This window comes from Rhizobium sp. 01T437, from assembly GCF_056398505.1.
In genome coordinates this window covers 211986-230964 of record NZ_JBFTPM010000010.1, presented here as the reverse complement: position 1 = coordinate 230964, position 18979 = coordinate 211986, and the positions used below count along the sequence as shown (strand labels likewise).

General features: G+C 59.4%; 16 protein-coding genes and 1 pseudogene. 4 read left to right on the top strand and 13 right to left on the bottom strand.

Going from position 1 to position 18979, the window contains the following annotated elements:
* Positions 1 to 53: 53 nt before the first annotated feature.
* From AC1DM5_RS22145 to AC1DM5_RS22125, 5 genes are all read right to left on the bottom strand, one after another.
* A complete protein-coding gene (locus AC1DM5_RS22145) occupies positions 54 to 1121 on the bottom strand; it encodes an ABC transporter ATP-binding protein (protein WP_477822303.1) in 1068 nt (355 codons plus the stop codon).
* Positions 1122 to 1136: 15 nt separating this feature from the next.
* Entirely contained in the window at positions 1137 to 1982 is an 846-nt protein-coding gene (locus AC1DM5_RS22140; RefSeq protein WP_477822302.1) for a carbohydrate ABC transporter permease, read from the bottom strand.
* A gap of 3 nt (positions 1983 to 1985) precedes the next feature.
* Positions 1986 to 2903: a carbohydrate ABC transporter permease gene (locus tag AC1DM5_RS22135; protein WP_477822301.1), complete on the bottom strand. Its 918-nt coding sequence runs from the start codon at positions 2901 to 2903 to the stop codon at positions 1986 to 1988.
* A 69-nt stretch (positions 2904 to 2972) separates the two neighbouring features.
* Positions 2973 to 4217, bottom strand: a complete 1245-nt coding sequence (locus AC1DM5_RS22130) for an ABC transporter substrate-binding protein (protein ID WP_477822300.1) — start codon at positions 4215 to 4217, stop codon at positions 2973 to 2975.
* A gap of 105 nt (positions 4218 to 4322) precedes the next feature.
* Positions 4323 to 5021, bottom strand: a complete 699-nt coding sequence (locus AC1DM5_RS22125) for a GntR family transcriptional regulator (RefSeq protein ID WP_477822299.1) — start codon at positions 5019 to 5021, stop codon at positions 4323 to 4325.
* A gap of 62 nt (positions 5022 to 5083) precedes the next feature.
* Between AC1DM5_RS22125 and AC1DM5_RS22120 the strand changes: the two genes are divergently transcribed.
* Entirely contained in the window at positions 5084 to 6226 is a 1143-nt protein-coding gene (locus AC1DM5_RS22120; RefSeq protein ID WP_477822298.1) for a mandelate racemase/muconate lactonizing enzyme family protein, read from the top strand.
* Positions 6227 to 6365: 139 nt separating this feature from the next.
* Here the strand turns inward: AC1DM5_RS22120 and ugpQ are convergent, their stop codons facing one another.
* From ugpQ to AC1DM5_RS22095, 5 genes are all read right to left on the bottom strand, one after another.
* Complete coding sequence (gene ugpQ, locus AC1DM5_RS22115; protein WP_477822297.1) at positions 6366 to 7088, bottom strand: glycerophosphodiester phosphodiesterase; 723 nt, start codon at positions 7086 to 7088, stop codon at positions 6366 to 6368.
* Between the two features lie 14 nt (positions 7089 to 7102).
* Positions 7103 to 8215: an ABC transporter ATP-binding protein gene (locus AC1DM5_RS22110; RefSeq protein WP_477822296.1), complete on the bottom strand. Its 1113-nt coding sequence runs from the start codon at positions 8213 to 8215 to the stop codon at positions 7103 to 7105.
* 5 nt (positions 8216 to 8220) lie between these two features.
* On the bottom strand, positions 8221 to 9285 hold the full coding sequence (locus AC1DM5_RS22105; RefSeq protein ID WP_477975641.1) for a carbohydrate ABC transporter permease: 1065 nt from the start codon (positions 9283 to 9285) through the stop codon (positions 8221 to 8223).
* Positions 9285 to 10196 carry a carbohydrate ABC transporter permease gene (locus AC1DM5_RS22100; RefSeq protein WP_477822294.1) on the bottom strand — a complete coding sequence of 304 codons (912 nt, stop codon included), beginning with the start codon at positions 10194 to 10196 and terminating at the stop codon, positions 9285 to 9287. Before AC1DM5_RS22100 ends, AC1DM5_RS22105 begins: the two co-directional genes overlap by 1 nt.
* A gap of 67 nt (positions 10197 to 10263) precedes the next feature.
* The gene (locus tag AC1DM5_RS22095; RefSeq protein ID WP_477822293.1) at positions 10264 to 11637 is read right to left on the bottom strand and encodes an ABC transporter substrate-binding protein; all 1374 of its coding nucleotides are present in this window, start codon (positions 11635 to 11637) and stop codon (positions 10264 to 10266) included.
* A 98-nt stretch (positions 11638 to 11735) separates the two neighbouring features.
* On the opposite strand from AC1DM5_RS22095, the gene AC1DM5_RS22090 reads away from it, so the two are divergent.
* A complete protein-coding gene (locus AC1DM5_RS22090) occupies positions 11736 to 12878 on the top strand; it encodes an ROK family transcriptional regulator (protein WP_477975639.1) in 1143 nt (380 codons plus the stop codon).
* A 14-nt stretch (positions 12879 to 12892) separates the two neighbouring features.
* Here AC1DM5_RS22090 and AC1DM5_RS22085 read toward each other — a convergent pair.
* A pseudogene (locus AC1DM5_RS22085) lies at positions 12893 to 14452 on the bottom strand (efflux RND transporter permease subunit); the annotation flags it as partial.
* Positions 14453 to 14463: 11 nt separating this feature from the next.
* A complete protein-coding gene (locus AC1DM5_RS22080) occupies positions 14464 to 15642 on the bottom strand; it encodes an efflux RND transporter periplasmic adaptor subunit (protein ID WP_477822291.1) in 1179 nt (392 codons plus the stop codon).
* 177 nt (positions 15643 to 15819) lie between these two features.
* Between AC1DM5_RS22080 and AC1DM5_RS22075 the strand changes: the two genes are divergently transcribed.
* Together AC1DM5_RS22075 and AC1DM5_RS22070 are read left to right on the top strand one after the other, a co-directional pair.
* Positions 15820 to 16509, top strand: coding sequence for a response regulator (locus AC1DM5_RS22075; protein ID WP_477822290.1), 690 nt, complete (start codon positions 15820 to 15822; stop codon positions 16507 to 16509).
* Positions 16506 to 17570: an ATP-binding protein gene (locus tag AC1DM5_RS22070; RefSeq protein ID WP_477822289.1), complete on the top strand. Its 1065-nt coding sequence runs from the start codon at positions 16506 to 16508 to the stop codon at positions 17568 to 17570. Before AC1DM5_RS22075 ends, AC1DM5_RS22070 begins: the two co-directional genes overlap by 4 nt.
* 118 nt (positions 17571 to 17688) lie before the next feature.
* On the opposite strand, the gene AC1DM5_RS22065 is transcribed toward AC1DM5_RS22070, so the two are convergent.
* On the bottom strand, positions 17689 to 18834 hold the full coding sequence (locus AC1DM5_RS22065) for a glycosyltransferase (RefSeq protein WP_477822288.1): 1146 nt from the start codon (positions 18832 to 18834) through the stop codon (positions 17689 to 17691).
* Positions 18835 to 18979: the final 145 nt, after the last annotated feature.

Sequence of the window (18979 nt, the reverse complement as noted above, 5' to 3'; positions counted from 1 at the left end):
GATGCCGTTCGCCTCCATGCTGCGACGCGACAAGAAGCCAATCGACGTCAGCACTATAGCCTCATCTGCGTCTCTGCATCGAAGAGACTGACGCTCGATGGGTCCACAGCAAAGGCAACAGGCTCTCCCCTTTTCCCAGCAAAACGTGGTTCCACCCGGGCGATAACGGTTTGGCGGCCGATGACAGTCGTCAGGATCGTATCTGGTCCCGTCGGCTCGACCACGTCGATGATCCCATTGAAGGCGCCATGTCCTCGCACAATCTTGAACTCCTCCGGACGAACACCGAGAATGAGGTCTCGCTCGGTCAATCCACCGTTGCCGGATCCAAGTTCCAGCGCTACGCCTTCCGCCCTGAACTGCCAGCCACCCTCGCTTCCGACCACGCGCCCGTGGAGGAAATTCATGGCCGGTGAGCCGATGAAGCCGGCGACGAACATGTTGGCGGGGCGCTCGTAGACGGTTCGCGGATCGGCCAGCTGTTGAAGGTGGCCGCCTTTCATGACCGCCACTTTGGTGGCGAGTGTCATGGCTTCGATCTGGTCGTGTGTCACGTAGACGATGCTGGTCCCGAGCCGCTCGTGGAGCCTCTTGATCTCGGTGCGCATCTCCACCCTGAGCTTGGCATCAAGATTGGAAAGCGGCTCGTCGAACAGAAACAGATCCGGATTCCGGACGATTGCGCGGCCCATTGCCACGCGCTGGCGCTGCCCGCCGGACAGATTTGCCGGTTTGCGATCGAGGAGATGCGTGACCTGCAGCATGTCGGCCGCTTGCGCCACGGCTTCGCGCCGCTGATCCGCAGGCACACCGCGCATCTCCAGACCAAAACCGATGTTACGCTCGACCGACATCGTCGGGTAGAGCGCGTAGGACTGGAAGACCATCGCGATGTTGCGGTCTTTCGGCGGCAGAGCCGATACCGAGCGACCGCCGATGGCGATATCGCCGCTGGAGGAATCGTCGAGCCCAGCGATGATGTTGAGCAAGGTCGACTTGCCGCAGCCGGATGGTCCGAGCAGAACAAGGAAACCGCCGTCCTCCAGCTCGACGTCTATCCCGTGAAGAACTTCAAGCGCCCCGTAGGACTTTCGGATGTTTTTGAGTGAGAGCGTTGCCATTCGATATTGTCCCCTTCAACCCTTGATCGCACCGGCAGTGAGCCCCTGGACCATCGCCCGTTGGACGATTGCGAAAAGAAGCATGACGGGCAGAATGCTGAGGATGCCTCCGGCGGCCAGAACGCCCCAGGGAAGCTGGAATTCACCGACCATCAGCTGGAGCCCGACGGGCCACGTGCGTGACCCCTGCCCGGTGGTCAACATGAGCGCGAAAATGAACTCGTTCCAGGCGGCGATGGCGATGAAGACGGAACTGGCGAGGAGACCATTCCGCGCTAGCGGCAAGACGATGCGGACCATGGCGCCGAGACGCGTCGACCCGTCGATGCGCGCAGCGCTTTCCAGCTCCTTGGGCGCGGCGTCCAGGAAGCCCTTGAGCATCCACACGAAAAGCGGCAGCAGGAAGCTGGTATAGGCAAGCGCGAGGCCAAACCGGCTGTCCACCAGGCCCACGGTTTTCATCATCACATAGAGCGGGATGATCATCATCACGGCGGGGAACATGCGGATCAGCAAGTAGCCCAGCATGAGGCTGTTGCGGCCGCGGAATGTCATCCGTGCAAACGCATAAGCGGCCAGCGTGCCGGCAACGACGCAGATAGCGACGGTGACGATGGTTACGATCAGACTATTGGTGATCAATACCGGAAAATTGGACTGCGTCCAGATCGCCACATAGTTCTGAAATGTCACGTGCTGGGGAATATACTGCATCTGCGAGGTGACGATGTCGGTCTCTGCCTTCAGCGAGGTCAGGAACATCCAGAGGATCGGCCCAAGGCAGAAGGCCCCGAGCGCACACAGGACGATGTAGGTGAGAACATCGGCTGCCAAACGCCTGCTGTGTTTGGTTCGAAACATGGATCATTCTTTCGTTATGCGCGACAGGCGGATGTAGATCGTCGCAAAGATCATCAGGATCAGGAACATCACGACCGACAGAGCGCCGGCATAGCCAAAATTGAAATCCCGATGGGCGGTCTGAAAGGCATAGAGTGACAGCACTTGCGTCGCGTTTCCGGGGCCGCCGCCGGTCAGGACCAGCAGAAGATCAGGAGAATTGACAAGGCTGATGACACGCAGGATGACTGCAGCGGCAATCACCGTTTTCAGCATCGGAACCGTGATCAACCTGAATTTCGTAAAGGATCCGGCGCCGTCTACCGCAGCCGCCTTGTAAAGGTCCTCGGGAATCCCCTTAAGACCAGCGAGAAACAGCAAAGCAAAGAACGGAAACCCGTGCCAGGCTTCGACGAGGATCGTGGCCGCAAGCGCGGTACTCGGGTCGGCAAACCATGCCTTGTAGGCACTGAGCACGCCTATCCGGACGAGGATGTCATTGATGACGCCAAGCCGCGGGTCGAGAAGCAGGGCCCACATGTGTCCGGCCACGACATTCGGAAGGAAATAGGGCAGCAGGATCAAAACGCCGAAGATCTTCGTCCCCGGCAGATTTCGGTTCAGTGCAACGGCCGCGATGAAGCCGAGCGTCATCTCGATGGCGATCGCCGCCATCACCCATATCGCAGTGTTCTTCAACGAGATCCAGAACACGCGATCGGACATCATCGCCACGTAGTGCTTCATCCCCACCCAGCCGTTGAGGCCGGGCCGGGTGAGGCGCATTTCCCGCGCACTGATGACGAAGCCATAAATCGTCGGATAGGCGACGACGAGGAGTAGCAGAAGGAGGCTCGGCAACAGGAGAAGGTAGACCCAGGAGCGTGTTTCCGAGAGTTCACCAAGGCGGCGAAACGGTTGGCGGCGTGAGGCTGATGTCATTGGATGTCGGCGATGCGCCGTCCTTGATTAAGGCGCGTGCCCCTTGCGGGACATCGCGCCTGAACGAGGTTAGCGAAGGGCGGCTTCGAGGCCTTCGATGATACGGTCCACGGCCTGTTCAGGCGTCAACTGACCAGTAAGGACTGCCTGGAAGGTCGGATTGACGACGTTCTCCGACCAGCCGGCGGCGCCGACGAAACTGTTGGGCAAGCGGCCGAACTCCAGCGTCTGCGTTGCCGCGTTGTAGATCGGGTTGCCCGTAATGCGCTCGTCCTTCAATGCTGCCGTGGAAGCCGGGAAATATCCCGTTGCCTCGAGAAGCGCGATGGCCGCATCGGTCTCGCCCCAGAAGCTGATCCATTTCCACGCGGCTTCGACATTGTCTTCCTTGAAGATCCCGTTGCCTGCGTAGGCGACGCGGGCGATATGCGCCTTCGGACCCGCAGGCATTGGTGCAGTGGAAAACTGCTCGCCTTGTTTGAGCGCTGCCGAGATCTCGATGAGCGAGCCGGTATGGTGCCAGACCATCGCCGTCTGACCGGTCCTGAAGCCCTCCATGATCTGCCGGTAGCTATCGTTCGGTGCGCTCGGCGGAACCACTTTCTCCTTGCGGAAGAGGTCGGCGTAGAAGGTGATCGCCTCGACGGCGGCCGGCTTGTCGATGGCAACCTGGCCATCCTTGACGAGCGGCGAGCCGAACGCTTCCATCACGTCGATGACGTATTTGAAAGCCCCGGCGCCGCCGCGCATCCCGAATGCATAGCGGTTCTTGGAAGGATCTGTCAGCTTTCGGCAAGCGACCAGGAATTCCTCGAAGGTCTTGGGGGGAGCGGAAAGCCCAGCTTCCTCGAAATAGTCCTTTCTGTAGTACATCCAATCGACGAAGGCGTAGGCTGGAACTGCGTAGATGGCACCATCCTGCGACATTCCTGTCCAGCGGTTGTCGGGCAGGTTCGCCTTGCCGGCCCAATTGTTGACGCGCGCGCTGATGTCAACCAACGCTCCCATCGCCGTCAGGTCAGCAAAACGCTCGGCGATCACCATGCCGGTGTCGGGGCGCCCTCCGGCAACGACCGCCGACGAAACCTTCGCCATATATTCGGAGTTCGGGATGCCCTCCTGCGTCACCGTCACATCCAAATTTGCTGCTGCGAAAAGCTGGATGATCTTTGCGAGTCCGGCCATCTCCGACTGGCTGGCGAAATGGTGCCAGTAGTTGATGGCGGTGGCGGCGTTGGCGCTGCGAAGGCTGGCCGCCAGGCTCAGAGCTGCCGAGGCTATCAGGAATTCACGCTTGCTTAGTTGCACTACCATCTCCTCCCGAGATATCAGACCACCAATCTGATCGATCAGACGGCAATATCATCGTTTTGGAGATCCCGCAACACACTCGCAAGAGGACAGCGAATATGGAAACGCTCAGACGAGACCGAGATTGCGTTGTACGGCAGCTTGGAAGTGCGCGATCAGGGCCTTTTCGGCAGCATCCGCGTCCCTCGTGCTACATGCTTCGAGGATATCGAGGTGCTCCTTCAACGTGCGCACAAGGATCGGCGTCGTGACCTTTCGCTCCAGCCGCAGAAGACGCAGATAGTTGTGCATGCGCCTGTAAGCACTGTCGATCAGCGGATTGCGCAGGGCCTTGATGATCTCGCCGTGCAACTCCAGCTCGAGCGCGTCCGTCTCCAGAAGCTGCTCCGGCCCTATGCCGTTGCGTTCAAGCTGGCGAATAAGCCTGGAATGCCTGACTTCCAGGGCATTCATCAGGTGCTCATCGCCCTCCTCGGCAAACACCCGAATAGCCGCGCGCTCGACGATCGAGCGGAACTGATAGGTGGAGCGCGTCAGCTCCATGCCCGGCCGGACGAACTGGATGCCCGAGCGAGGATGGATGGTCAGAATGCCCTCCGCTTCCAGCACCCGCAGCGCGTCGCGCAAGGGTGCCACGGGAACATCAACGATTGCCGACAGCTCGTTCTGCGAGATGAAGGCACCCACAGGCACCTTCCGTTCGAACAGGCTTTCCAGGATGCGCTCATAGGCTATGTCGCTGAGGCGCATTGCTGCGGCATCCCCGATCGCAGACTTCGCGACATGCGGCTCTTGCAGTTTCTTCATAGGTCCGATATCACCTTTCTGATCGATCAGATCAACGTTTTAAACGATCAGTGAGCGCTACGATGTCTCTCTCCCACTTCCGTATAACCCGATTTCAGTTTGCCCGCGACCGCGTAATCGGCGACAGTCAGGTTCGCGCCGACGAGACCAACGTCGCAGCACTCGAACTGATCTCGGACACAGGCGAGGTGGGGCTCGGATTCATCCAGACCCTTTTTTATCCTCTGCCGGATCAGGCGGAGATCGAGGCCGTTTTTGAGAGTGAGGTCTGGCCGACGATCAAGGGAGAAAAGGCGATCGGACTGGTTCATCGCGTGAACAGGCCGCGCGGCGGCAACCAGCGCGCCTATTCCCTGCCGTTCCACGAAGCGCTGCAGGTGGCTCTCTGGGATCTCGCCGCCAAGCAGGCGGGCATGCCCTTGCACCATCTTCTCGGAAGCCGACGCAACCGCGTCCGCGCCTATGCGAGCGGCCTTGATTTCCACCTGAGCGACGACGCCTTCAGCGCGCTGTTTGCGCATGCTGCAAGCGTCGGCTACACGGCCTTCAAGATTAAGGCCGGCCATCCTGATTTTGCCCGCGACCTTCGCCGTCTCGAACTCTTGAAGAAGGTCGTGCCGGAGGGATCGCAGATTATGATCGATCCGAACGAAGCCTGGAATTCCAAGGAAGCCCTGGTCAAGCTCACGGCAATACGCGATGCAGGACACGATCTCCTCTGGGTGGAGGATCCCATTCTGCGCCACGATTTCGAGGGTTTGCAAACCCTGCGTCACGCCGTCAACTGGACGCAGATCAATAGCGGGGAATATCTCGACCTGTCCGGCAAGAGGATCCTGCTCGACCATCACGGCACCGACATTCTGAACGTTCACGGCCAGGTGACGGACGTTATGCGGATCGGCTGGCTGGCCGCCGAACTGGGCGTCCCGGTCAGCCTCGGTAATACGTTCCTGGAGATCGGCGTGCACATGGCTGTCGCCCTGCCGGAGGTCGAATGGCTGGAATATTCCTTCCAGAACTTTGACCACCTGGTCGAGACACCGATCGAGATCCGCGGCGGCTTCGCCTACGCACCAGACCGCTTGGGTCATGGCCTGGTGCTTTCCGAGGAAGCGCGGCGCGATTGGGCGCGGCCACACCGGCTGGAGCGGTCCAAGCTTGGCCCAGCACCGAAAAACAACCGCCTCCCCCTCCTTTCGTGAGGAGAGGTTCGCAAGGGGCGAACGGCGGCGACGAAGACGGGCAGGACATCAGCCAAAGCGTCGAGTTCCTGCCCCTTCCACCATCCCATAGCCGCCGTGCAGATCATGCAGGTGAACGTCGGCGACGACCGAATTTTCATCAGGTGGCAGCTCCGCGCAGGTCGCGGCGGGCGGTCTCGAACAGGTCCGGACGATCCAAGTTGATATAATTGACGCCGACAGCGGCGATCTCGCGGTGAACGGCCATGTCGTTGCCACCATAATAGACCATCACTTCGAGGCCAGCCTTGCGGCAGGCGGCAAGCAGGCCCGGGCGCCGCATCTGTTCAGGCGTAATCTCGATGATTGTGGCGTGATGGACGGCGCCTACCAGTGACGGCGACTTGGCGATGTTCAGTGTCGTCATCTTGCGGAATTCCGGCGCGATCAATTGCAAATCACGGCGCATTTCCTCGGAAAAGGAGAAGTAGAACGTGTCGCGCACCATGCCGAGATCGCGCACAAGCGCAACGACCTTGGCCGGATCGCAATATTTCAGTTCGATATAGACGCCCGCGCGACCCCGAAGATGTTCGAGATAGGCATCGAGACGTGGCACGATGGCACCTTCGAACCGCTTGTCGAACCAGGCTCCGGCGTCGAGCGCGTCGATTTCGCTGGCGGATGCATAGCCGAAGGGTCCGGTGCCGTTTGTGGTGCGGTCAAGGGTCTCGTCGTGAAACACATAAAGTACGCCATCGGCGCTCTCGCGTACGTCGAGTTCGATGTAGTCGGCACCCTGCTGCAGCGCGAGATCCGCCGCCGCAAAGGTATTTTCTGGCGCAAAGTGATTGGCACCGCGGTGGGAAACGATCCTGGTCATTGGGAAAAGTCCTGTCAGTATGTCGGCTCGAGATCTCTGGCCCGGATATCGGTCTGGTATGAAAGCTCGGCGTTGAGGCCGGCAATGCGGTTGCCGTCCGCATTAAAGACGAGGGTCAGACCGGATTTGCAGGTCAGCCCAACCCGGGCGCCGGGCGGATGCCGCACCGCCTCGCCATATTCGAGCGCGTGGATGATGCCGGCAGGCGTGTCAAGTGTGTAGAAGACCTCGCGGCCCATGGGCTCGACCACTATCACCTCACCCTTCAACGACGCATCTGTCGCTGCAACGAGGACGACATCTTCCGGGCGAAAACCGAGCGTGACCTCACCCGTGCAGGACAGGTTCAGCCCGATTGTGATTTCGCCAACCCGCAATTCGCGACCGCTCGCGGCACCTTGAAGCCGGTTCATCGGCGGTGTGCCGATGAACCCAGCGACAAAGAGGTTGTTCGGTCGGCGATAGAGATCATCGGGCGTGCCAATCTGCGCGATGACGCCATTGTTCATGCAGATGATCCTGTCCGCCATGGTGATCGCCTCGATCTGGTCGTGGGTCACGATCAGCGTTGTAATGCCCAGTCGTTTCTGGATGCTCTTCAGTTCCGCCCGCATGGCGATGCGCAAGGTGGCGTCGAGATTGGACAGCGGCTCGTCGAGCAACAGTATGTTGGGCTCTTTTACCAGCGCGCGGGCAAGGGCGACGCGTTGCTGCTGGCCACCAGACAACTGCGCGGGGCGACGATCCAGAAGCGTGCGGATCTGAACAAGGCTTGCGGCGTCCGCCACCCTCCGGTTGACCTCGTCTCGCGGCATGTTCTTGAAGCGCAGGGGAAAGGCGATGTTTTCGCGGACCGTCAGGTTCGGGTAAAGCGCATAGGACTGAAAGACGATGCCGACATTGCGGTCGCGCGCATCGATGCGATTGACATTGTGGCCATCGAAGGCGATCTGGCCGCCGGTCGGCGCGTAAAGCCCGGCCAACAGGAACAGCGTGGTCGATTTTCCGCAACCTGACGGCCCGAGGATGGCGACGAACTCGCCGTCCGCAATTGTCAGGTTCATCGGTTGCAGGACCTGGGTGTCGCCCCAGCTTTTCGTGACATTGTCGAGGGTGATCTTGGCCATCGGTGTTATCCTTTGATCCCGCCGAAGCTCATCTGGGTGATGTACTTCTGCGTGAAGATGTAGAGGATCAGCACAGGCAGGAGATAGATGATGCCGACGGCGGCGATCATACCGTAATCAGCCCCCATGTTGTCCTGTGCGACGAAGAAAAGGTAGAGGCTCATCGTCATCTGGCTCTTGTCGATGAGCAGGGTCTGGACGAATACATACTCCTCCCAGCCACGTAGGAACGTGAACGTGGCGACAGCGATCAGCCCGCCTCGAAGCTGCGGCAGCACCACCATGCGGAATGCCTGCGCGCGTGTCGCGCCATCGGTCACGGCACTCATTTCGATGTCCCAGGGGACGTTGTCGAAAAAGCCTTTGAGAACGAAGATGGCGAAGGGCAGTTCCAAGGCGCTCATCACCAGCACGACGCCGAAGAGATTGTTGAGAAGGCCCATGTAATGCAGTTGCACGAAGATCGCGACCGTCAGCGCCAGGGCCGGAAAGGCGTGCAGCAGGAGCAGCCCGCGCAGAAACGATTCCCGACCAGCAAAGGCGAAACGTGACAGCGCGTAGGCCGCCGGCGTCGCAACGAGTATGACGATCAGGGTTTGCGAGACGGCGAACAGCAAAGAACTACCGAGAGCCGCCCAGATCGACGGCATCAGGTCCATACGCGTTGTGCCGGTCCCGGCGATGTCGCGGTTCCACAGGAAGCGATAGTTGTCGAGCGTTAGGTACGGAGCAACGAACACGAACGCGAGAATGGCGACCACCACGCCAAGCGCCGTCCAAAGCATGGCCGGACTGCGCATCCGTGTGGACGATAGTGCAATCGCGATCGCGCCGAGATAGCCGACAACGGCAATCGCACTGCTGCGCCACAGGACCATCTGGCTGATGTTTGGGTCCGATGAGGTGAACGACTTTACCAGCAGCCATAGGTAAGGCAGCAGGATGGGAACCGAAACCACGGTCAGGAAGACGATGATGGTGGAGAGAAAACGAGCTCGGTTGGCAATGCCGCGGCGCTTCAGCCGGGACCAGTCAGCCGCAATGGTTGAAGCAGAATTGACGAGCGTCATCAGAGCACCTCGATTTTCGGATGAGCAAAGGTCGAGCGCATGTTGCTGATACGCCATTGGATGAAGGTCACGACGACGCCGATGACCATCAGGCCAAGCGCCAACGCCGCGCCGTAGGCGTAGGCGCCGCTCTCGAAGGCACGACGGTAGATGTAGAGCGCGTAGGGCGTTGAGTCATAGACGGGACCACCGCCGGTGATGAGCAGGATGTATTCGTAGGTCGTCATCAGCGACAGTGCCTGGTAGAGTGTGATGAAGCGGATCGGCGCCTCCAGTGCCGGTACCACGACATGACGCAGCACGCCCCACTCGCTCGCTCCGTCAACGCGGGCCGCATTGGCCAGATGCGACGGGATGGAGCGGATCGAGGAGGTCAGAATGACCATTGCGAAGGATGCGCCGACCACCCCATTTGCCAGGATCACCACGAACAACGGAAAGTCGTTGCGCAGGTTCATTGGCTGAAAGCCGAACGTACCCGCGACCTGGTTCAGAAGACCCGAAGACGTAGGGTCGACGATCCAGATCCAGAGAATGCCGTAAAGAACGGCCGGGCTCATGCGCGGTAGCAACCATAGTCCGCGAAAAAAGTTGCCGAGCCTGTCGGGTATCGCCGTCGAGGCGATTGCCAGCAGCGCACCGAGCCCGATGTTGAAGATGAACAGCGTCGCGGTGACGTAGATCAGCGTCGTCAGCAGCACCAATGGCAACCGTCCGTCCCGCTGGACGATGCGCGGGAAATTCTCGACGGTGAACTTGCCGATGCGAAGATTTGCGCCCATGTCGGTGAAGGCGATCACCGTGTTGACAACGATTGGCGCAAGAAAAAACAACGCCAGAAGGGCGATCGCCGGCGCAAGATAGAGCATCGGTCGGGCTGGCCGATGTTGCCGAAGCTGGAATTGGGACATTGTGGAGTACCAGTGAGAGCAACGGTGCCGCCCGACAAAAAGCCGGGCGGCTTGGAGCGGGGCAAGCTTAATTGCTTGCGGAGTCGCGGATTTCGATGTTCGAACCGAACTGCAGTTCGAGTTCGTCAGCGATAAACTCGACAGCTTCAGGAGCCGTCATCTTGCCTGTCTCGACAGCCTGCAGGCCGCTGAACAGGATCTTGTTGTAGCTGCCGAATTGGGTGTGGTTCGGCACGAACCGAGCATGCGCCATCATCGGCGAGGCAGCCGACAGTACCCAGCTGTCCTTGTATTTCGGCATCGCCGTCTGGGCGTTGCTGATTGCCGTATGATAAGATGTCACGGCATGCTCGTTGTTGAAATACGGCAGTGTCGCCAGAGCGACGAGGTCGGCGGCGATTTCGGTATTCTTGCTCTTGGCATTGACGGTATAAAGCAGCGGATGCGACAAATTAGCCGGCTTGCCGCCCTTTTCGGCGGCAGGCGCCGGGATCCAGCCGATCTTGTGGAAATAGCCTTCCCTGTCGGTCGGCCACGTGGCGCCGTTCTTTTCACCGAGCTGCCAGGCGACGGCCCAGACGCCCTGATGGAAAACAAACGCCTTTTCCTGCTTGAAGGCGCCCTGGATTGCATCCCAGCTCATGGCGGTGTTGTCGACCGGAGTGACGCCCTGCTTGGCGTTGCGTTCGTACCAGCCAAGCGCCTGCTCCATCTCCGCCTTCGGCAAGACCAGCTTGCCAGTCGTTTCGTCCATGAATTTCACACCATAGGACTGGAAGACCATCAGGTAGTCGATGCCAACATTGGGGCGATGCAGCATGCCGTATTGGGCGACTTTTGCATCGACCACTTCCTTGGAGAGCGCGGTCAGGTCGTCCAGCGTGAACTCGCCGGCCTCGACCTTGGATGGGAGGCCCTCAATGAAGGCCTCATCCTTACCGATCTTGCGCAGCATATCCTTGTTGTAGAAGAACATACGGATCTCGGCATCCTGCGGTACGCCGTAGATCTTGCCATCGTTGCCCTTAGCGGAATTCCACAGCACTGGCAGGATGTCGCCGTAGACCCACGGGGCGGCAGCGATCCGTTCGTCCATCGGCAGCGCATAGCCGTCTTCGGCAAACTTGCCGATCCACTCATGCGGCACAACGTAGATGTCCGGACCCTGGCCCACGGAAAACGCCTTCAGCGTTTCCAGCGCCAGATCATCCCAACCCTTGACGGCGCTGTTATTGGCTTCGATGACAATACGCTTGTCGACTCCGGCAGCCTTGAACTGCCGGTTCATGATCTCGGCGGCACCTTCGATATTTGTCACGCGACCCGGCGCGTTGCGCTCTGCAAGAGTGGAAATCTTGATCTTAATATCCTCGGCATGAACCAGTCCGGCGGCAAGAGTGGAAAATGCGACGGTGGCGAGGAAGGCGAGGGATTTGTTCATAACTATCGCTCCAGTGGGGTGATAATTATTTAATTAAGTTGCTTAAGTAACCGATTTATGACATCGCCAATATCATTGATGTGGAGGTACAACATCCTGTGCTGAACAAACGACGGCCCCTAGACGGCATCGGCAACACACAAGCGGCAGTGCTTAGGCACCTACGCCGCAAAGGCATTGCATCGCGTGCGGAAATCGCCGAATTTTGCGGTGTTACGCCAGCTGCCGTTAGCATGATGACGCGTGACCTGATCGAACGGGGTATCGTCATCGAAGGGGCTAGACGTCTTAGTCGGCGTGGCGCGCCTCACATCGACCTGATGCTCGACGGCGGCACCGGATATGCACTTGGTGTACACGCCCATCGCTATTCGCTGACCCTGACGCTGCTCGATTTCTGCGGTAGACGGATTGGTGAGCAACAACTTGACGGGCCATACGATACATTTTCCGACATCCAAACGACCCTCGACGGTCTCAAAGCCGACCTCCTGGCGTCAAACGGCATCGATGAACGGCTGCTGATCGGCGCTGGCGTCGCCATGCCGACCCGCTTCCGCCAGGGCACGGCGGTGCTCGACCTTGCAGAGGAAGTCGTGTCCTGGGCGGGTTCGGATCTTGCCTCGACCCTGCGTGAGACACTTGGCTGCCCGGTGATGATTGAAAACGATGCCAATGCCGCAGCCATAGGCGAGCTTGCTCTCGGCAACGCCACCGAACACGACAACTTTGCATATCTGTACCTCTCCGAAGGCATCGGCAGCGGCATCATTATCGGCAAGGAACTCTATCGCGGCAATCTGGGAAATGCCGGCGAGGTAGGCGCTCTTCGGGCGCGCGGATTATCTCGCCCATCTTTTGACGATCTGGCAGCCTGGTGCAAAGAGCATCACGGAAACATACCGAAAGGCCGATCTTCGGCCCCCTGGACGGCATATCTCGAAGCGAACCCGATCGTTCTTGACGAATGGCTGGAGAGAGCCGGGCCGGAGGCAGCCAGACTTGCCTTTGTGGTGGCAGCCGTTCTTGCGCCATCGGCGATATACATTGGTGGAACGCTGCCCAGACTGGTTCGGGAAAAGCTCGCAACATGGCTTGATTTCTCGAAATCGGATCCGTTCGATGGGGCGCATATCCTTCAACCAGAAATCCTCATTCCGCAAATCTCAGCGATCGACGCCGTTGCTTTCGGCGCCGCCGCCATGATCCTTCATAGCGTGCCGCGAACGACTGTGGCTTAGCAACTGCTGGTTATCCTGTCGAAGCTGCGATTGGACCAGCCGAAGAAGCCATTCCTCTCATTATGGCTCGGATCAATCAGCACAAGCAGCGTCGCGCAAAGCGCCGGCGTCAGCGTCAACGCGAGAAAGGCCGAGAACAGGATGGATACTTCCATGGATAGCGTGAACTGCCGGTAGATCGCGCCGACCGAACCGCTTGCGAGCCCCATGGGAATAAAAACGGCCACCAGCACCAGCGTGATACCGATGACGGCGCCGGTGATCTCCTTCATCGCCTTCTGCATGGCCTCCTTGGGCGGCAGGCCCTCTTTTGCCATGATGCGCTCGACATTCTCCACCACGACGATGGCATCGTCGACGATGATACCGATGGCGAGCACCATGCCGAACATGGTCAGTACGTTGATAGAGAAGCCGGCAGCCAACATCATCGCAAAGGTGCCGAGCAAGGCGATCGGTGCGACGATCGCCGGAATCAACGTGTAACGGATCTTTTGCTGGAAGAGCAGCATCACGAAGAAGACCAGCACCATCGCTTCGAGGAGGGTCTGGACTACTTTCTGGATCGAAATCCTTACAAATGGCGAGGTGTCGTAGGGGATCGTATATTCCATCCCCGCCGGCATCGCCTGGGCAAGCTCGGCGAGGCGCGTGCGAACACCTTCGGCGGTGCGCACCGCATTTGCTCCCGGCGCCAGCTGGATGGCTGCCGCGGCGGCGGGCTTGCCATTGTTGCGGATCGAGAAGGCGAGGCTTTGGGCTCCGAGTTCGATACGGGCGACTTCGCCAAGAAGCAACTTGGAGCCGTCGGGTTCGGAACGAAGCACGATCGCCGCGAATTGCTCCGGTGTCGCCAACTGGCCGTGGACCGTGAGCGGAATGCTGATTTTCTGCCCAAGGACGGTCGGTTCGTCGCCGACACGTCCCGGCGCAATCTGCGCATTCTGGCTCTCGATCGCCTGGGTGATGTCGGATAGCGAAAGGGAATAGGAGACGAGCTTGGCAGGATCGACCCAGATGCGCATTGCTCTTTCCGAACCGAAGGACTGTACACGGCCGACCCCTTCGACGCGCTTCAGCTCTTCAACGATATTGCCGGTCATGTAGTCACCGAGGGCGAGCGCATCATACCGGCCATCTTTTGAATTGAGTGCGACCAGCATCGCAAACTCGGAGGATGCGGATTCGACATTCACACCGGCGCGTCGGACTGTTTCGGGCAGACGCGCCTCTGCGGCTTTTAGGCGATTCTGCACATCCACTTGCGCCAGATCCGGATCCGTTCCCGGCTTGAATGTCGCTGTAATGCTGGCGCTTCCCGACGTCTCGGCGGTCGATTCGAAGTAAAGGAGGTTCCTGGCACTCGATAATTCACGCTGGATCAGACTGATAACGCTGTCATTGATTGTTTGCGGAGTGGCGCCCGTATAGGTTGCGTTGATGCTGACGCTCGGCGGTGCGATCGTCGGATAGCGCGAGACAGGAAGCTGCGGGATAGCGATGACGCCCGCAAGCGCGATGAAGATGGCGATGACCCAGGCGAAAACCGGGCGGCTGATGAAGAACTGAGGCATGATGCTTCCCCTCACTGCTGCGTGGAGGCGTTGGCATTGCCTCCAGCGGTGAACGGAACGGTTTCCAGCAGGACGCCGTCGTGAACGCGGTCCTGACCCTGCACAACGACCGTCTCACCGGCTTTCAGGCCGGCCGTGGCGATGGCGCGACCGTCGACGGTCTCTCCAAGCTCGATGTCGCGCCGTTTCCCGTGCTTATTGTCATCGACGGCAACCAGTTGAGGCCGGCCGGCCGGATCGCGAACGACGGCTTCCTGCGGCACGAGAAGTGCGCCGTGGCGAACGGCGCGCGGAAGCCTGGCCCGGACATACATGCCTGGAAGGAGCACTTGAGCCGGGTTATCGACCTCGACACGTACGGTGACGTTGCCGGTGCCCGGATCGACGCTGATTTCAGAAAACAGCGTCCGTCCCCACACCGGATATGGCTTTCCGCTGGCTGAGAAGATAGCGACGGGAATCTTCCACCTATCGTCGATCTCGCTCGATTTGGCCGCATCGCGAATGGCGTCGATTTGCGAAGCGGGCTGCCGGACATCCACATAGACCTTGTCGATCTGCTGGACGATCGCCAGCGCGTTTGTGCCGGAGGCAGAAACAAGCGCGCCATCACTGACCAGTGCCTGACCGATGCGGCCCGAAATCGGCGCCTTGACGGTAGCGAACGCCAGATCAAGCTGGCGACGCTGCAGGGTTGCCTTGGCTTCGGCGACGCCCGCCTTGGCCTGAGCGAGATCCGCGACGGCCTCGTCGTAGGTTTCCACGCTGATCGCCTTGACGCCGATCATCTCCTTGGAGCGGTCGAATTTGGCTTGTGTGCGGGCAAGCACGGCTTCGACCCGCTGAAGTGCCGCCGCAGCACTGTCGACCTCCGCCTTGAAGGGCTCCGGATTGATCTGAAACAGCGGCTGACCCGCCTCGACCTTGGAGCCTTGCTCAAACAATCGCTTCTCGATAATGCCGCCCACCTGGGGGCGGATCTCGGCCGTCCGGAGAGCTGCGACGCGCCCCGGCAACTCGTCGACGATCGTCACCGTTTCCGGCCTGACGGACGTCACCGTCACCAGCGCGGGCGGCAGCCCGCCTTGTTTGCTATTTGCTCCTCCGGAATTTTCGTCACTGCATCCAGACAGAACGCCGGCTGTCAATGCACCGAGAACAACGAGCGAAACTCGCAAGCCATAAGCCATATGTCAGATCCAATCGGCATGCGCGCCAGCCGCGCTTCTTCATCAGGCGCTATTGCCTGCGGACGCTGGCAAACCGTGGAGATTGTGTGGACGTATCGCGCAGGCAGCGGTTGATAGCTCGACGTGGCGCTGCGACATCGAATATTATCAAAGCTTGAGAAAGTGGTGCCTTATTAGATGAACGCTCTTGCCATCATAGCCGAAGACGATTCGGAGATCGTCGAGATCCTTGACGCCTACATGACGCGTGAAGGGTTTCGCACGGTGCGTGCTGCCGACGGGAAAACAGCCCTTGACCTGCACCTCGTCCTAAAGCCGGACCTGATGCTTCTCGATGTGACGATGCCGCGCCTCGACGGCTGGGAAGTGCTCGCTGAGATCAGACGCAGAGGCGACACCCCAGTCATCATGATCACGGCCCTTGATAAGGATATCGACCGCCTCCAGGGTCTTCGCATCGGCGCCGACGACTACATCGTAAAGCCCTTTAACCCAATTGAGGTGGTTGCTCGTGCCAAGGCGGTCCTTCGCCGCGCCGGGCTGGGCAACGCGGCGGGCGTGCTGCGGGTAAGCCGGCTGACGATCGATCTGGATAGCTATCAGGCAAGGGTCGAAGTCGACGCAGAGAACAAGGCCGTGCCGCTGACGCTCACGGAATTCCGACTTCTTGCGCATATGGCGAGGGCACCGATGAAGGTCTTCGCGCGGGGAGAACTTGTCGACGCCTGTCTCCCGGGAGGCGATGCGCTCGACCGAACGGTTGACAGCCATGTCAGCAATCTCCGCAGGAAGCTTGAATTGGCTGGCGCTCCCGGGATGTTGTCGGGTGTTCGTGGCGTCGGCTATAGACTGGCCGCCGAGCAATGATCCGGCGCCCCGCTCTCAGCCGTCAGATCCTGCTGTCGATGGCGGCTGTCACAATGATTGCCGTCATGGTCGTGTTCTTCGGCCTCTATATCATCTATGCCATTCTAATTTCGCTCTTTCCGTCCCTGATGGAGGAGGATAGCTGGCTCCCATCGGGTACCGACCTTCTGGTTCTCACCGCCCTTGCCTTCCTGGCCTTGCTCGTTGCCGGATTTGTCTCCCTAAAACTCGCTGCGCGCATCCTCGTGCCGATCAACTCGCTCGCGGAGAGCGCTCGCCGCATCGCCGACGGAGACCTCACCGCCCGCGCGACCCCCGGTGACCGCTCGCTTGGCGAGACCGCCCATCTGGTCGCGGACTTCAACATCATGGCCCAAAAGCTTCAGGACATGGCCGACAACGTCGCCTTCTGGAATGCGGCGATTGCCCACGAGCTCAGAACTCCGCTTACAATACTCAAGGGCAGGCTGCAGGGTGTTGCCGATGGCGTGTTTCCCGTCGACGAGAAATTGATCGACGGTCTCATGGCTCAGACCGAAGGGCTTACAAGGCTGGTCAACGACCTGCGCGTGGTCACCCTTGCGGATGCGGGCCGTCTGGACCTGCAGATCGAGCCTGTCGATCTCGCCGCAGAGATAAGGAAGGTCGCAGATGTCGTCGAGCCGTCGCTTCGGCAAGCAGGTTTTTCGCTGGAGCTTACCCTTGTGGATATGATCGTTCCGGCGGATGCGGTCCGGCTCCGGCAGGTGCTTCTGTCGCTCCTGAACAACGCCCAACGCTACGCCAAGCCTGGTCGTATTGAAGTATTCACGCTGGCGTCGGGAAACACGGTTGTCATCCGGGTTGAAGATTCTGGCCCCGGGCTGCCGCCCAATTTTGACAAGCGTGCATTTGAACCTTTTACCCGCGCCGACGCTTCCCGCTCGCGCCTCTACGGTGGTTCCGGTCTCGGCCTGTCCATAGTTCGCGCCATTGCGGAAGCGCACGGTGGTCAGGCCTCGTGCTGCAATTCCTCACGTGGAGGCGCAGTGTTCGAAATCTCTTTGCCACGGGCAACTTGACGCCCAGCGGACACTCCGCACTGACGCTCAACATCACGTGCGGGCAAACGCCGCGGTTATTGCGTTTCATTGCAGCGATGATAGTTCAGCCTTCCTCCGGCTGAGCTTGGTACATATCTCACAAATCGGCAGATATCCCGGCCGCTGCAGTCCTTTCGGCAACCTGGGAATAGAAATCAAGAACATTGGCAATGCCTACTGTTCGAGAAAATGGACGCAAATCGTAAACCACACGGGACAGGCCAACGGCGCCTTCTGTGCGAAATGCGTCACCTAGGGCCGCAGCAAGGCAGTCGATAGATCCAGGCTCCACGAGGGTTATCGGATGGTCACGCAGATACTCCGATGGTCCTTCAGCCGCAGTCGCAATTATGGGAAGCCCCTCGTGCATGGCTTCAAGTATCGCAAGGCCAAACGATTCCTCGCGGGACGGAGAAACGAACAAATCCAGATTGCGTAAAAATCCGGAGACATTATCGCTATGGCCCAGCAAATGAATTCTATTGTCGCCTTTGGAGAGATTTTTCAATGCTGCGCGCTGCGGTCCCTCGCCTACAATGACCAACGCCGCATTATCAGGAGCAGCCCGTCGAAAGGCTGAGACCAGGACATCGTAACCCTTGCTCGGATGCAACCGCCCTACGGCGCCGACGAGTGTTGTTTCACGCGGCAACTTCAATTTCGAACGTAAGTCGAAACACTCGTCCTCTTCCACGGCCGGCAGCCAGTTCGAAATAAGGCGCGCTTGGCCGGCATAATTGCCAAGACGCGACAATTGGGCACTGTTCACGCAGATCACGCCGTCGAGCCGAGCGTGTTGCTTTGCCTTGAAGCCGACGTGCAGCGTTGCAATCTTTGTCACGCTGGCGGGAGCAGCGGCAAGCCCCTTGCAGGCAGGGCTGAGATGTGCGTGAGCAATCTCAATCGCTGCGCTTGCGATCAAGCGTCGCAATCTCATGCCGCGCAAGAAAGGCGTCGCGAAGCCGTGAAAGACGACTTCCCTGGAGAGAAGGGCGGCCATCGGGGAGGCAAATGTTCCCGCAACATGCACCTCGTGCCCAAGGGCGGCCTGTCCGTTGGCAAGGTCGATACAGTACCTTTCCGATCCCGCTATCCGAGAAGAAAAAAGCAGATGCAGGATTCGGTGCTTGCTTGTCGCTTTCCGGCTGCCGGAGGATGACGCTCCCTGATCTTTCGAAGGATGGGGAAAGTTCTCAAAAGTTGCAACGCGACTTGTGCCGCTATTTCGTGAATTGAAGGACATCGAGTTTCCAACCGCTGGATGGAAGCCTCCATAACGTCACGATGTTGCCGATGCGTGGAAGTTGTGTGGATGTTCGAAGGAGGAATGAACTTGAGTTCCGACCTTTGGTTGCACTCTTTCCTGAGCATTGGCTTGCGTCGATAAC